We start from the raw sequence: 15319 nt of genomic DNA, 5'->3' as shown, positions 1-15319 counted from the left end.
CGCCCTCCACCCCCGGGAGTAGAAATGTCCGCGAACCCAGTGAAAGTCGGTCTGGTCGCCGGTGGGCTGGGCGCCTACTGGCCGCAGTTCCCCGACCTGCTGCCCCAGCTGAAGCGCTCGGCCGAGCGCGTGTCGGAACGGATGCGCGGCCTGGGCGCCGACGTCGTCGACGTCGGCTTCGTCTCCGACGCCGAGGAGGGGGCCGAGGCGGCGGAGAAGCTGCGCGCGGCCGGCTGCGACATCATCGTCGGCTTCCTCACCACCTACATGACCGCCACCATGCTGCTGCCGGTCGCCCAGCGGTCCGGCGCGCCGGTGTTGCTGATCAACCTCCAGCCGACCGAGTCGATGGACCACGAGACCTTCGACACCGGCCAGTGGCTGGCCTACTGCGGCGCCTGCCCGCTGCCGGAGATGGCCAACGCGTTCCAGCGGAGCGGCATCCCGTTCCGCTCGGTGTCGGGCTACCTGGAGGACGAGCGGGCCTGGGCGAAGATCGGCCGCTGGGTGCGGGCCGCCGGGGTGCGGGCCGCGCTCCGCACGGGCCGGCACGGCCTGATGGGGCACCTGTACCCGGGCATGCTGGACGTCTCCACCGACCTGACGATGGTCAGCGCCAACTTCGGCGGGCACGTCGAGGTCCTGGAGTTCGACGACCTGCGCGTCCGGGTCGAGAAGGTCACCGACGCCGAGGCCAGGGCCAAGGTGGACGAGGCCCGCGACATCTTCGAGCTGGCCGACTCGGTCAACGACGACGACCTGGCCTGGGCGGCGCGCGTGTCGGCCGGGCTGGACCACCTGGTGGAGGACTTCGGGCTCGACAGCCTGGCCTACTACCACCGCGGCCTGGACGGCGAGATCCACGAGCGGCTCGGCGCCGGGATGATCCTCGGCGCCTCGCTGCTCACCGCGCGCGGGATCCCGGCGGCCGGCGAGTACGAGCTGCGCACCTCGCTCGCCATGCTGATCGCCGACCGGCTCGGCGCGGGCGGCTCGTTCACCGAGCTGCAGGCCCTCGACTTCCACCGCGGCCATGTCGAGATGGGCCACGACGGCCCCGCCCACCTGGCCATCAGCGCCCGCAAGCCGCTGCTGCGCGGCCTCGGCGTCTACCACGGCAAGCGCGGGTACGGCGTGTCGGTCGAGTTCGACGTCAAGCACGGGCCGGTCACCGCGTTCGGCATCATCCAGCGGCGCGACGGGAGGTACGCGTTCGTGGCCTCCGAGGGCGAGACCGTCGAGGGCCCGCTGCTCCAGATCGGCAACACCACCTCGCGGGTGGACTTCGGCTGCGACCCCGGCGAGTGGGTCGACGCCTGGAGCGCCACCGGGATCTCGCACCACTGGGCGCTCGGCACCGGCCACCGGATCGCCGACCTGAGGGCGCTCGCCGACCTGATGGAGGTCGAGCTCGTGGAGGTCCGCCCCTGAGGCGCGCCTGACGCAGTCCGTTCCTGACCGGAAGTGTGATCGGGGGATCCCACCAAGGTGCCGGTGACCAGGCCCGCGGCCGCGGGCCCGGTCCGGCATGCTCGAAAACCGAAGAGGAGACCTGTGTCCTCCCTGTCCTCTCCGTTCTCGCAGTCCTCCGAACCCTTCCAGCCCTCCCGGCCCTCCCGGCCCTCCCGGCCCGTCCAGTCCGTCCAGTCCTGTCCGGCCCGCCGGCCGCGGCGCGCCCTGCTCGCCTCCCTCACCGCCGCCGCGCTGCTCGCCTCCGTCGCGGCGGGCCCCGGCACGGCGAACGCGGCCGTGCTCGCCGCCGGGCACGCGCCCGGGCCGCCCGCCCACCTCACCGTCGGCGACCGGGCCGAGCCCCTGAACGTGGAGGGGACGCCCATGTTCGGCTGGCGCCCCCGCGACACCGACGCCGGCGAGGTCCAGTCCGCGTACCGGATCCTCGTCAGGGCGCAGGGGCGGAAGGTCTGGGACAGCGGCCGGGTCGCCTCCTCGCGCCAGGAGTACGTGCCGTACGCCGGGCCCGCCCTCGCCTCCGGCGCCGCGTACACCTGGACCGTCCGCACCTGGGACCGGACCGGCAAGAGGTCCGGCTGGTCGCGGCCCGCCGCGTTCGAGACCGGCCTGCGCGACCAGGACTGGCAGGCGAGCTGGATCCGGCGCACCACCGCCGAGGCCGACGACTACACCCTCGCCCGCAAGGACATCACCGTCGGGAGGTCGCGGGTCGTGCGGGCGCGCGTCCACATCGCCGCGAGCCACCAGTACGCCCTGCACGTCAACGGCGAGGTCGTCGACCGGGGCGGCACGTTCTCCTACCCCGACGACGGCTTCTACCGGACGGTCGACGTCACCGGCAGGCTGCGCGCCGGGCAGCGGGCCACCATCGGAGCGCTCTACCACTGGTACGGCTCGGGGCAGGGCCGGCCCAAGGGCGAGCCCGGCCTGCTGATGCGGCTGGTCGTCGAGCACGCGAACGGCGAGCGCCAGGTGGTCGTCACCGACGGCACCTGGCAGGTCGCGCGCGCCCACTGGAAGACCGCGCCGCGCCGCAACGGCGACGGCGGCGACTACGTCGAGGAGATCGACGGCTCCGCCGAGCCGCGCGGCTGGGACCGGCCCGGGTTCGACGCCTCCGGCTGGGCGCCCGCCCAGGTCGCCGGCGCCCACCCGACCCCGGTGTTCAAGCGGCTCCAGGCGCAGGAGGCCGGGCTCACGTACACGAAGGTACGGCCGGAGAAGGTCACGAGACTGGCGTCGGGAGCGCTGGTCGCCGACTTCGGCACCGTCGTCCCGGCCGTGCCGGTGGTGCGGTTCCGCGACGGCGAGGCCGGCCGGCACGTGGACATGGACGCCGGGTACGTCCTTTCGGCGGACGGGTCGGTGTCACGTTCCAAAGGCGACAACCAGAGCACCGACCTCAGCTACGGCTACACCCAGCGCGACGGCGACCAGACGTTCCGCGCGTTCACCTACGAGGGCTTCCGCTACTTCGAGATCGCGCCCGGCGCGGGCGTGCGCCCCGAGGACATCGGCGCGGTCGTCCAGCACACCGACGTGGACCTGGCCAGGACCGCCCGGCTGCGCACCTCGAACCCCGGCGTGGACGCCGCGTTCGACCTGATGCGGCGGTCGGCGCTGTACGGCTCGCAGACCCAGTTCATGGACACCCCGACCCGCGAGAAGGGCCAGTTCCTCGGCGACTCGGCCGACGTGTCGCTGGCCACGATGGGCGCGTACGCCGAGCGGCGCCTCAGCCGGCAGGCGATCCGCGAGTTCATGGCCTCGCAGGCGCGCTACTGGAGCGACGGCCGGCTCAACGCCGTCTACCCCAACGGCGACGGCAAGCGCGACATCCCGGACTACACCGAGATGTTCCCCGGCTGGGTCTGGTCCTACTACGAGCAGTCCGGCGACGCCGCGACGCTGGCCGACGCGTACCCGGTGATGGCGAACGTGGCCGGCTACGTGCGCCGCCACATCGACCCCTCCACCGGCCTGGTGCGGAACCTGGAGGGCGGCTCCGGCCAGTACCGGTACGGGATCATCGACTGGCCCGCGACCATGCGGTACGGGCACGACATGGACACCGCCGCCCGGACGGTCATCAACATCCTCGGCGTCGACGCGTTCGCCTCGGCCGCCCGTACCGCCGAGGCCCTGGGCAGGAAGGACGAGGCCGCCGCGCTGCGCCGCGACGCCGCGGCCCTCACGGACGCGATCAACGCCAGGCTGCGGCGGCCGTCCGACGGCGTCTACGTCGACGGCCTGAAGCAGGACGGCTCCCAGAGCACGCACGCCTCGCAGATCGCCAACGCGTACGCGCTCGCGTTCGGCGTGGCGCCCGCCGCCGGCCGGCCGCGCGTCCTCGACCACGTCGCCTCGCTGGGCATGCGGATGGGGCCGTTCACCGCGCACCGGCTGATGGCCGCGCTCGGCGAGCGCCCCGACGACTTCGTGACCCGGCTGACCGACCGCGAGGGGCCCGGCTGGGGCAACATCCTCGCCCGCGGCGGCACGTTCACGTGGGAGTCCTGGGACGCGCCCGAGACCGGGCAGAGCCACTCCCACCCGTGGGGCGCCACCTCGCTCGCCGACGTCCAGCGGACGCTCCTCGGCGTCGCCGTGACCGCCCCGGCCGGCTCGGCGATCCGCGTCCGGCCGCCCGCGACCGGCCTGGACCGCGCCGCCGGCACCGTCCCGCTCCAGCGCGGCGACGTGTCCGTCGACTGGCGCCGGCGCGGGGACGGCCTCGCGCTCACCGTCGACGTACCCGTGAACGTCCGCGCCGAGGTGCACGTCCCGGCCCGCTCCGCCGCCGGCGTGCGGGTGAGCGGCACGGCCCGCCTCCTCGGCGTGCGCGACGGCCACGCGGTCTACGAGACCGGCTCCGGACGCGTCACCTTCGTCCGGGCCTCCGGCCACTGACTCACCGGTTCGAACAGATCACACCAGGAGAACGCACGATGAACGACGACCGCGACGGGCAGGGCGGGGTCACCCGCAGGCGGGCGCTGCAGATGGGCACCGCCGCCGGGGCGGGGGCGGTACTCGCCTCGGCCCTGCCGTACGGGGGCGCGGCGGTCGCCCATGCCGCACAGCCGGGCGGGCCGTTCCGCGGGTTCGCCCGCCCGGCGGCCCCGGTCCGGCCCCGCTTCCGCTGGTGGTGGCCGGACGGGCAGGTCTCCCCGGCCGAGATCCGGCGGGAGATCGACCAGATCGCCGCCGCCGGCTTCGGCGGCGCGGAGATCGTCGCGGTGCACCACAGCATCCGCGACAAGTCCGTCCTGGACCCCGCGACCCACGGCTGGGGCACCCCCGCCTGGAACGCGGGCGTCGAGGCCGCGCTCGACCAGGCCCGCAAGCGCGGGATCACGGTCGACCTCACCATCGGCCCGGCCTGGCCCGCGGCCGTCCCGTCGATCACGCAGGACGACGCGGCGGCGGTCCAGGAGCTCGCGTACGGCGAGGCCCGGATCGCGGGCGGCGCCACCCACGACGGGCCGGTGCCCGAGCCGGCCGTCGCGCCCGAGCACGGGGTGAAGGCCCGCCACCTGGTCGCGGTGCACGCCGTCCGGATCGACGCGGCCAACACCACCCGCAAGGAGACCGGGCTCGCCCGCGACTCGTTCACCGACCTCACCGGCCAGGTGAGGAACGAGCGCGTCACGTGGACGGCGCCCGAGGGCGGCGAGTGGGTGCTGCTGTCCTACTGGCGGCGCGGTAGCGGCCAGCTCCCCGAGTCGGGCCCGCACAGCTCCCCGGACTCGGTGGTCGTCGACCACTTCAGCCGGGCCGGGACGAAGGCGGTCACCGACTTCTGGGAGAAGCGGCTGCTCACCCCGAAGATCCGGCGGCTGATCCGGCAGGCCGGCGGGGCGCTGTTCGAGGACTCGATCGAGCTGGAGACCGACTCCCTCAACTGGACCCCGGACCTGCCCGCCGAGTTCGAGAAGCGCCGCGGCTACTCCCTCTGGCCGTACCTGCCGGTCATCGTCCGCAAGAACGAGCAGACGGTGTTCGCCTACGAGGCGTCCGTCAGCACCCACGTCCGGCACGACTTCTGGCGCACGGTCTCCGACCTGTTCAACGCCTACCACTGGCAGCCGCTGGCCGACTGGGCGCACTCGCTGGGGCTGGAGTACCGGGCGCAGCCGTACGGCCTGGAGACCGACTCGATCATGAGCGCGGCCATCCTCGACATCCCCGAGGGGGAGTCGCTGGGGTTCAAGAACCTCGACGACTACCGGGCGCTGGCCGGCGGCCGCGACATGGGCGGCCGCAAGGTGCTGTCGTCGGAGGCGGGCGCCTACCAGGGCGGCGCGTACAACACCACCTGGGACAAGTTCCTGCGCACCATGGGCGGCGCCTACGCGGCCGGCCTCAACATGACCGTCCTGCACGGCTTCTCGTACGCGACCGCCCCGGGCGTGGCGTGGCCGGGCTTCGCGGGCTTCACCCCGTACAACGGCGGCATCGGGTTCTCCGAGTCGTGGGGGCCGCGCCAGCCGACCTGGCGGCACGTCCCCGACGTCGCCGGATACATGGCGCGCGTCCACCAGGCCATGCAGGCGGGCACCAGCCGCATCGACGCGGCGGTGTACCGGCAGAAGGGCTACTCCAAGACCGGCATCGGCGCGGGCTGGTTCACCGCGAGCGGCGTGCCGCTGGGATGGACGCACCAGTTCGTCAGCACGCCCGTCCTGGAGCTGAAGAGCGCGACCGTCTCCGGCGGCCGGCTCAACCCGCGCGGCCCGGCCTACAAGGTGCTGTTCGTCGAAGGCGACCGGCACGCCGGAAAGGAGATCACGCTCCCGCTGGAGACCGCGCGGCGGCTGCTGGACTTCACCCGGAAGGGCCTGCCGCTGGTCTTCCTGGGCGACTGGTCGGCCGCAACCGTCCCCGGCATCGCCCAGGAGGGGGAGAACGAGCGGCTCCGCTCGGTCCTCGGCGAGATCTTCAAGCAGCCGAAGGTGAAGGTCGTCGCGACCGAGCCGGAGGTGCCCGCCGCGCTGGAGGCCCTGGGCGTGCGGCCGGACGCGTCGTACGCGCAGGCGTCGACGCTGCTCAACGCGCGCCGCGTCGAGGGCCGGACCGACTACTACTACCTGGTCAACGGCAAGCACGCCGAGACCGTCAAGCCGCCGGTCGCCGCCATCGACCACGAGATCACCCTGACCCGCACCGACCGGCGGGCGATCCCGTACCGGCTCGACCCGTGGACCGGCGAGGCGGAGCCGATCGCCCTCTACGAGGCCGACGGTGACAAGGTGACGCTGCGGGTGTCGCTCCAGCCGAGCGAGTCCACGATCATCGCCTTCACCGCCGGGAACGCCCCGCACGCGACCGCGTCCGAGGCCGCCGAGGTGCGCGCCGCGCACGGGAACCGGCTGGCGATCCGCGACACCGAGGCCGGCACGTACGCCACCACGCTCCCCGGCGGCCGGACGGTCCGCGCCACGATCGGCGCGCTGCCCGCCCCGCTGGAGATCACCCGGTGGCGGCTCCAGGTCGAGGACCTGCGGCCCGGGAGGACGGCGGCCGAGACGGCGACCGTCCGCCACGACCTCACCGTCGACGGGCTCAAGCCGTGGCCGCAGATCCCGGAGCTGGCCGACGTCTCCGGCATCGGCCGCTACACCGCCACCGTCGACCTCGGCCGGGACGGCTGGCCGGGCGCCTACCTGGAGCTGGGCGAGGTCTTCGACACCTGCCGGGTCACGATCAACGGCCGCCGGCTGCCCGCCGTGGACGTGATCAACCCGGTGGTGGACGCCGGCCCGTACCTGCGGCGCGGCACCAACACGATCGAGGTCGAGGTGGCCACCACCCTCAACAACCGCCTGCGGGTCTCCGACCCGGCCGTCTACGGCGGCGCGTCCCGGCAGAACTACGGCCTGATCGGCCCGGTCCGCCTCGTCCCCTACGGCGAGACGGTGATCAAGAGCTGAGCCGCAGGCCCTGACATCGACGAGCGCGGGGAGGGCGTTGGCCCGCCCTCCCCGCGGTGAACTCCCCCGACCCTGTCCTGATCATGAACCGGAGTGCGAGGAATCCATGCGACACAGCGTAGTCACCCGTTCCCGTGGGCGGGCCGCCCTGGCCCTGGGCCTGGCGGCGATCACCGTCCCGCTGGCCGTCACCCCGCCCGCGGCCGCCCATGAGCGCGGGCCGTCCCGGCCCTGGGAGGCGTACAACCTCTCGCCCGACACCCGTACGGTCCGCCCGGTGGCCGTCCACGCCACCAAGGGCCAGGTCTCCGACCCGGACGCCGTCCTCAAGGGCCGCCGCACCACCCTGAGCGGCGCCGGGGCGTCCCTGACCCTGGACTTCGGCAAGGAGGTCAGCGGCCTGACCACGCTCCGCTTCGCCGGATCGGACGGGCCGGCGAAGGTCGGCGTCGCCTTCAACGAGTCGTCGGTGTACGCCGGCGAGCCCACCAGCGACGCCTCCACCGGCGGGCCGCGCAGCCGCGACGGCGCGCTGTACGCCCAGGTGGACGGCCGCACCACCTACACCACCCCGGCCGAGCAGCTGCGCGGCGGCTTCCGCTACCTGACGATCTTCCTGGACGCGGCCGGCGAGGTGACGCTGGACGGCGTCTCGCTGCACTTCACCGCCGCCCCGAAGATGAAGGACCCCGACCGCTACGCCAACCACTTCTACTCCAGCGACGCGCTGCTGAACCGGATCTGGTACGCGGGCGCCTACACCGTCCAGCTCAACACCATCGCCCCGGACACCGGCCGCGTCTGGGAACCGCCCGCCGCGCTGTGGAACAACACCGGCAAGGTCGGCGTCGGCGACACCATCCTGGTGGACGGCGCCAAGCGCGACCGCACCGTGTGGCCGGGCGACCTGGGCATCGAGGTCCCGGCGGCGTACGCGGCGTTCAACGACACCGAGTCGGCCCGCAACGCGCTCACCACCATCTACCAGGCCCAGCGCGACACCGGCGAGCTGCCCTACGCCGGGCCCGAGCTGGACAAGTGGGGCTCGGACACCTACCACCTGTGGACGCTCGCGGCGAGCTGGGACTACTACCAGTACACCGGTGACCGCCGCTGGCTGGACGGGGTCTGGGGGAACTACAAGAAGGCCGTCGACTTCAGCCTCGCCAAGATGAGCGACCGCGGGCTGCTGTCGATCACCGGCACGTCCGACGCCGTCCGCATCCTGGCCAAGGGCGAGCACCTGCTCGCCAACGTCCTGCTGTGGCGGGTGCTGGACAAGGGCTCGCAGCTGGCCGCGGCCCAGGGCGACAAGGCGCTGGCCGCCTCGTACGCCGCCCGCGCCAAGGCCCTGCGCACCGCCGTCGACACCCACCTGTGGGACGAGGCGGCCGGGGCGTACAAGTGGTACCCGGACTCGCCGATCCACCCGCAGGACGGCAACAGCCTCGCCGTCTGGTACGGCCTCGCCCCCCAGGACAAGGCCCGCCGGATCAGCAAGGACCTGACCGGCAACTGGAACTCCGTCGCCACCACCTCGCCCGAGAACAAGGGCAACCCCGGCGTCTTCGCCGGCTCGATGGAGGTCAACGCCCACTTCGCCGCGGGCGGCCAGGCAGCCGACAAGGCGGGCGTGGACATCATCCGGCGCCAGTGGGGCTACATGCTCGACCACCCGCAGGGCACCAAGAGCACGTTCTGGGAGTCGTTCCGCAACCCCGAGGACGGCTGCGTCTTCTGCAGCGCGTACGTCAGCCTCGCGCACGCCTGGGCCACCGGCCCGACCCCGGCCCTGACCTTCTACGTCCTCGGCCTCAACCCGACCGGCGCCGGCGGCCGGACGTTCGACTTCGTCCCGCACACCGCCGACCTGTCGTTCGCGCAGGGCCGCATCACCACCACCCGGGGCCCGGTCGACGCGTCCTGGAAGGTCGCGGAGAACGGCGCGTACAGCGCCCGGCTGACCGCGCCGGGCGGCACCGAGGGCCGCGCGGGCGTCCCCACCTTCGGCAAGAAGATCAAGGTGTACGTCGGCGGCCGGATGGTCTGGGACGGCACCAGGGCGCGCGGCCACAAGGTCGGCAGCGACGGCGAGTACGTCTACGTGGGCGGGCTGCGCGGCCGCGTCTCGATCACCAGCGCGCCGGTGGGCGGCAGGTGAGCGCCGGAGTGAGCCGCCGTGCCTTCATCGGCACGGCGGGCGCCTCGGCGACCGCGCTCGGCATCGGCCTGCCCGCCACCGCTGGCCCGGCCGCCGCGGAGACCGCGGCCGGGCCGGTCGCGGGGAAGGCGCGGCTGGCACCGTTCCCGCTGTCGGACGTCCGGCTGCTGGACGGCCCGTTCCGCGCCAACATGGCGCGGACCTGCGCGTACCTGAAGTTCATCGACGCCGACCGGCTGCTGCACACGTTCCGGCTGAACGTGGGGCTGCCCTCGTCCGCCGAGCCGTGCGGCGGCTGGGAGGCGCCCGACGTCCTGCTGCGCGGGCACACCACCGGCCACCTGCTGACGGCGCTCGCGCAGGCGCACGCCAACACCGGCGACGCCGCGTACGCCGCCAAGGGCCGGTACCTGGTGGCGGAGCTCGCCAAGTGCCAGGCCGCCGCGCCCGCCGCCGGGTTCACCGCGGGCTACCTGTCGGCGTTCGGCGAGGAGACGTTCGACCAGCTGGAGGCCGGCGCCAAGCCGTGGGCCCCGTACTACACGATCCACAAGATCATGGCGGGCCTGCTGGACCAGTACCGGCTGAGCGGTGACCGGCAGGCGCTCCAGGTCGTGACCGGCATGGCCGGCTGGGCGAGTGCCCGTACGGCCAAGCTGCCGCGCGAGCGGATGCAGGCGCTCCTGCGGGTCGAGTTCGGCGGCATGAACGACGTGCTCGCCGAGCTGTACCAGGTCACCGGGGACCCCGAGCACCTGGCCACCGCCCGCCGCTTCGACCACGACGAGCTGTACGTCCCCCTCGCCGAGCGCCGCGACGCGCTGAACGGCCAGCACGCCAACACCCAGATCCCCAAGGTCGTCGGCGCCGTCCGCGAGTACGAGGCGACGGGGGAGCGGCGCTACCGCGACATCGCGGCGTTCTTCTGGAGGACGGTCGTCCGCGACCACACGTACGTGATCGGCGGCAACAGCAACCAGGAGTTCTTCGGCCCGCCCGGCGAGCTGGTCAGCCGGCTCAGCGAGGACACCTGCGAGAACTGCAACTCCTACAACATGCTCAAGCTCTCGCGGCTGCTGTTCCTGCACGACGCCGGCTCGCCCGGCTCGACGGAGTACATGGACTACTACGAGTGGACCCTGCTCAACCAGATGCTCGGCGAGCAGGACCCGGACTCGGCCCACGGGTACGTCACGTACTACACCGGCCTGTTCCCCGGCTCGCGGCGGCAGCCGAAGGGCGGGCTCGGGGCGGCGCCCGGCAGCTACAGCTCCGACTACGACAACTTCTCGTGCGACCACGGCACCGGGCTGGAGACGCACACCAAGTTCGCCGACAGCGTCTACTTCCGGTCGCGTGAGGCCCTGTACGTCAACCTGTTCATCCCGTCCGAGGTCACCTGGGCCGAGAAGGGCGTCCGGCTCCGCCAGGAGACCGGCTACCCGTACGCCGGATCGACCCGGCTGACGGTGGTCCAGGGCGGCGGGCGGTTCGCGCTCAAGGTCCGGATCCCCGGCTGGCTGGACGCCCGGGGGCGGCGCGCGAAGGTGACGGCGAACGGGGCGGCCGTTCCGGGCGCGGGCCGGCCCGGGACGTACGCCACCGTCGAGCGCCGCTGGCGGCGCGGCGACGTCGTCGAGGTCGCGATGCCGATGGAGACGGTCTGGCGCAAGGCCCCCGACAACCCGCACATCCAGGCCGCCAGCCACGGCCCGGTCGTGCTCGCGGGCGCGTACGGGGAGCGGGATCTGAACACGTTCCCGGCCATCGACCCGCGCTCGCTGCGCCCGGTGCGGGGCGAACCCCTGCACTTCACCGCGCGCGCCGACGGCGCCGAGATCCGGCTGTCGCCGTTCCACGAGATCCACCACCAGCGCTACAACGTCTACTGGGCGACCCCGGCGCCGCGGCACCGGCCCGGCCTGGTGGCGCACTACCCGCTGGACGAGGGGCGCGGCACGTCCGCCGCCGACCGCACCGGGCGGTGGCCGGACGCCGCGCTCGCCGGCTCCGCGTCCTGGAGAGGGGGCGAGCTGGCGCTGGACGGCACGGGCGGGCACGTCGCCCTGCCGAAGGGGCTGATCACCGGGCTGGAGGCGCTGACCGTCGCCGTCCGGGTGCGGCTCGACTCGCTCGTGAACAACATCCGGATCTTCGACCTGGGCTTCAACCGGCAGACGTACTTCTTCGTCACGCCGCGGACCGGGGCGGGCCGGGCGCGGTTCGCGATGAAGATCGGCGGGATGGAGGGCGAGGACCTCGCCGACGCCGCCGCCGCGCTGCCCACCGGCGCCTGGACGCACGTGGCGGTGACGGCCGGCGGCGGCTCCGCGGTCCTGTACGTGGACGGCGCCGCGGCGGGCCGCAAGGACGGGCTCGCCATGGGCCCGCTCGTCCTGGGAGCGACCTCGCAGAACTTCCTCGGCCGCTCCCAGGACACCCGGCACCCGTTCCTGCACGGCCGGCTCGCCGACTTCCGGATCTACAACCACGCGCTCGGTGCCGCCGAGATCGCCGACCTGGCCCGCTGACCTCCGCCCCGTTCTCCTCTTCCCCCGGATTCCCCCTGACAGGAGTTCTCTTGCGCATGCCCTTGCGCGGCCTCGCAGCGGCCGCACTCACCGCGGCGCTGCCACTGGCCGCACTCTCCGTACCCGCGCACGCCGACCCCGGCCGCGGCGCCGCGACCGGCCTCCGCGCCGCCGACCTCCGGCAGGCGCTCGGCATCGACGACACCACCCCCGCGCTGACCTGGCGGCTCGGCACGACCGGGCGGAACGCGGCGCAGACCGCGTACCAGATCCAGGCCGCGACCAGCGAGAGCCGCCTGCGGAGCGGCCGCGCCGACCTGTGGGACACGCGGCGGGTCGCGTCCGCCGCCCAGCGCGTCGACTACGCCGGCGAGAAGGTCGGCAGCCGCACCCGCGTGTACTGGCGGGTCAAGGTGTGGACCGGCGGCCGCGACTCCGGCTGGTCCGCGCCGGCCTGGTTCGAGACCGGCCTGACCGCGAAGAACGACTGGTCGGGCGGCTGGATCGGGCACCGGGACTGGCAGGTCAAGGACAAGAAGCCCGAGCCCATCGTGGTGAAGCTGCCCAGGACCACCGCCCGGTACGTCCGGATCGACGTGACCGAGCTGGGCCTGCCCAAGGTCGAGAACCTGCCCGACGAGACCTGGCGGCTCCAGCTCGCCGAGCTGGAGGTCCGCGACTCCGCCGACCCCGGCACCAACCTCGCCGCCGGGACCACGGTCACGCCGTCCGACACCGGCGGCAACGTCAACCGGGTGTGGGCGCCGCGCTACCTCACCGACGGCACCCAGACCACCAACCAGGGCTTCGCAGGCTGGTCCAGCTCCGCGTACGGCAAGGCCGACGTCGCCGGCAAGCCGATCGTGCTGACCGTCGACCTCAAGGCGGCCAAGGACTTCGACCAGGTGCTGCTCTACCCGCGCACCGACCAGGGGATCAAGGGCGGCAAGGTGCCGTACGCGCCGTCCGACTTCACCGTGAGCACGGCCGACGCCGCCGACGGGCCGTACACCGAGCGGGCGCGGATCCAGGACCAGGAGCCGCCGAAGTCGCCCGTCCCCGAGGCGCTGCCGATGTTCGCCAAGGACTTCGCGCTGCCGCGCGGGGTGCGCTCGGCCCGGCTGTACGTCTCCGGCCTCGGCGTGTACGAGGCGCGCCTGAACGGGCGGCGGATCGGGGACGCCGAGCTGGAGCCGGCGAACACCGGCTACGCCAAGCGCGTCACGTACGCGACGTACGACGTCACGCGGATGCTGAAGCCGGGCGGCAACACCATCGGCGTGGAGCTGGGCAACGGCGCCGCCAACGTGATCTCCACCCCGGACCGCTACCGCAAGTTCGCGGGAACGATCAGCGACCCCAAGCTGATCGCGCAGCTGGAGGTGACGCTCGCGAACGGCAGGGTCCAGCGGGTCGCGACCGACGGGAGCTGGCGGACCGTGCTCGGGCCGGTCACGTTCTCCAACTGGTACGGCGGCGAGGACCACGACGCCCGCCGCGAGCGGCCCGGCTGGGACCGGCCCGGCGCGTCCCGCGAGGGCTGGGACGCGGCCGTCCCGGTCGCGGCGCCCGGCCCGGACACCGCGCTCAGCGGCCGGTCCGCCGAGCCGGTCCGGGTGATCGAGGAGCTGCCCGGCAAGAAGATCGGCTCCGGCGACGGGTACCAGGTCTTCGACATCGGCCGCAACATCGCCGGCCGCCCCGAGATCACCATCGACGCCCCGGCGGGCACCACCGTGCGGATGGTCATGGCCGAGAGCCTGCGCGACGGCCGCCCGTACCAGTCGATCAGCAACGTCGGCGCCCCGATCTGGGACGAGTACACGACCCGGAGCGACCGCGCCGAGACGTGGCATCCGCGCTTCACCTACCACGGGTTCCGCTACCTGGAGGTGCGCGGGCTGCCCGAGGGCGCGTCGGTCAGGGTGAACGGCCAGGTCCTGCACACCGACAACCGGTCGGCGGGGTCGTTCACCTCGTCCAACGGGCTCATCAACGGGATCCACGGCCTGATCCGCCGCGCGATCGAGGGCAACATGATGAGCGTCTTCACCGACTGCCCCAGCCGCGAGAAGCTCGGCTGGCTGGAGCAGATCCACCTGGTCGGCGAGCCGCTGCACGCCAACTACGACGTGCACGCGCACCTGCGCAAGGTCGTCCAGGACATGGCGGACGCGCAGACCGAGACCGGCCTGGTCCCGTCGACCGTCCCCGACTACACGGTCCTGTCCGGCTCGTACCGGGACGACTCCAACTGGGGCGGCGCGTTCGTCGTCGTGCCGTGGCAGCTCTACCGCGCGTACGGCGACACCGAGACGATGCGCACGCACTACGCGGCGATGAAGCGGTACGCGGCGCACCTGGAGACCCGGGTCAGCGGCGGGCTGACCGACTACAGCCTCGGCGACTGGATCACCCCGGACAAGACGTTCCCGAAGACGGTCTCGGCCACCTACGGGTGGTGGCGGGTCAACGAGACGCTCGCCAAGATCGCCGGCACGCTGGGGCAGGCCGCGGACGCCGCGAAGTACAAGGCCGCCGCCGACCTCAGCTCCAAGGCCCTGTCCGACAAGTACTACAACGCCGAGACCGGCACGTTCGCCAACGGCGGCCACGGCGCCGAGGCCATCGCGCTCGACATGGGCGCGGTCCCGGCCGACCAGAGGAAGCGGCTGCTCGACCACCTGGTCGGCAGCATCGAGCAGGCCGGCTGGCACCTGCTGCTCGGCGAGATCTCGCTGCCCTCGGCGTTCCGCGTGCTGTCGGAGAACGGCCGCGACGACGTCGTCTACAAGATCGCCACGCGGACGGACAGCCCGAGCTACGGCTACCAGGTCGTGCACGGCAACACGGCGCTGGGCGAGTTCTGGGACGGCACCAGCGGCCAGTCGCAGAACCACTTCATGCTCGGCACCATCGACAACTGGTTCACCTCCCGGCTCGCCGGGATCGACCAGGCGCCGGACTCGACCGGCTTCCGCAAGCTGCTGATCAGGCCGTCCGTCGTCGGCGACCTCACCTCCGCCTCCGGCACCCGCATGACGCCGTACGGCGAGGTCCGCACCTCCTGGAAGAGGACGGGGGACAAGGTCGAGCTGACCGTGACCGTGCCCGCGGGCAGCACCGCCGAGGTGCACGTGCCGGGCGGCGCGACCCGTACCGTCGGCTCGGGCACCTGGACGTTCACCTCCTGACCGGCACGCCCGGGCGGGGCGTTCTTG

The 15319-nt window shown here is 73.3% G+C and carries 6 protein-coding genes; all 6 read left to right on the top strand.

Going from position 1 to position 15319, the window contains the following annotated elements:
- The first annotated feature begins 24 nt into the window (after positions 1–24).
- The 6 genes from ACA361_RS09410 to ACA361_RS09385 all read left to right on the top strand — a co-directional run bounded on the left by ACA361_RS09410 (position 25) and on the right by ACA361_RS09385 (position 15292).
- On the top strand, positions 25–1431 hold the full coding sequence (locus ACA361_RS09410; protein WP_375011439.1) for an arabinose isomerase: 1407 nt from the start codon (positions 25–27) through the stop codon (positions 1429–1431).
- Between the two features lie 123 nt (positions 1432–1554).
- A complete protein-coding gene (locus ACA361_RS09405) occupies positions 1555–4383 on the top strand; it encodes a family 78 glycoside hydrolase catalytic domain (RefSeq protein WP_375011438.1) in 2829 nt (942 codons plus the stop codon).
- A 38-nt stretch (positions 4384–4421) separates the two neighbouring features.
- Positions 4422–7406: a glycosyl hydrolase gene (locus tag ACA361_RS09400; RefSeq protein ID WP_375011437.1), complete on the top strand. Its 2985-nt coding sequence runs from the start codon at positions 4422–4424 to the stop codon at positions 7404–7406.
- Between the two features lie 106 nt (positions 7407–7512).
- The gene (locus ACA361_RS09395; RefSeq protein ID WP_375011436.1) at positions 7513–9567 is read left to right on the top strand and encodes a trehalase family glycosidase; all 2055 of its coding nucleotides are present in this window, start codon (positions 7513–7515) and stop codon (positions 9565–9567) included.
- A gap of 8 nt (positions 9568–9575) precedes the next feature.
- On the top strand, positions 9576–12098 hold the full coding sequence (locus ACA361_RS09390) for a beta-L-arabinofuranosidase domain-containing protein (protein WP_375011435.1): 2523 nt from the start codon (positions 9576–9578) through the stop codon (positions 12096–12098).
- A 56-nt stretch (positions 12099–12154) separates the two neighbouring features.
- A complete protein-coding gene (locus tag ACA361_RS09385) occupies positions 12155–15292 on the top strand; it encodes a family 78 glycoside hydrolase catalytic domain (RefSeq protein WP_375011995.1) in 3138 nt (1045 codons plus the stop codon).
- The last annotated feature ends 27 nt before the right edge of the window (positions 15293–15319 follow it).

The organism is Actinomadura sp. 21ATH (genome assembly GCF_041951345.1).
Lineage (GTDB): Bacteria > Actinomycetota > Actinomycetes > Streptosporangiales > Streptosporangiaceae > Spirillospora.
Note: the sequence above shows the minus strand (reverse complement) of the source record. Positions and strands in the feature narration are given on the sequence as shown.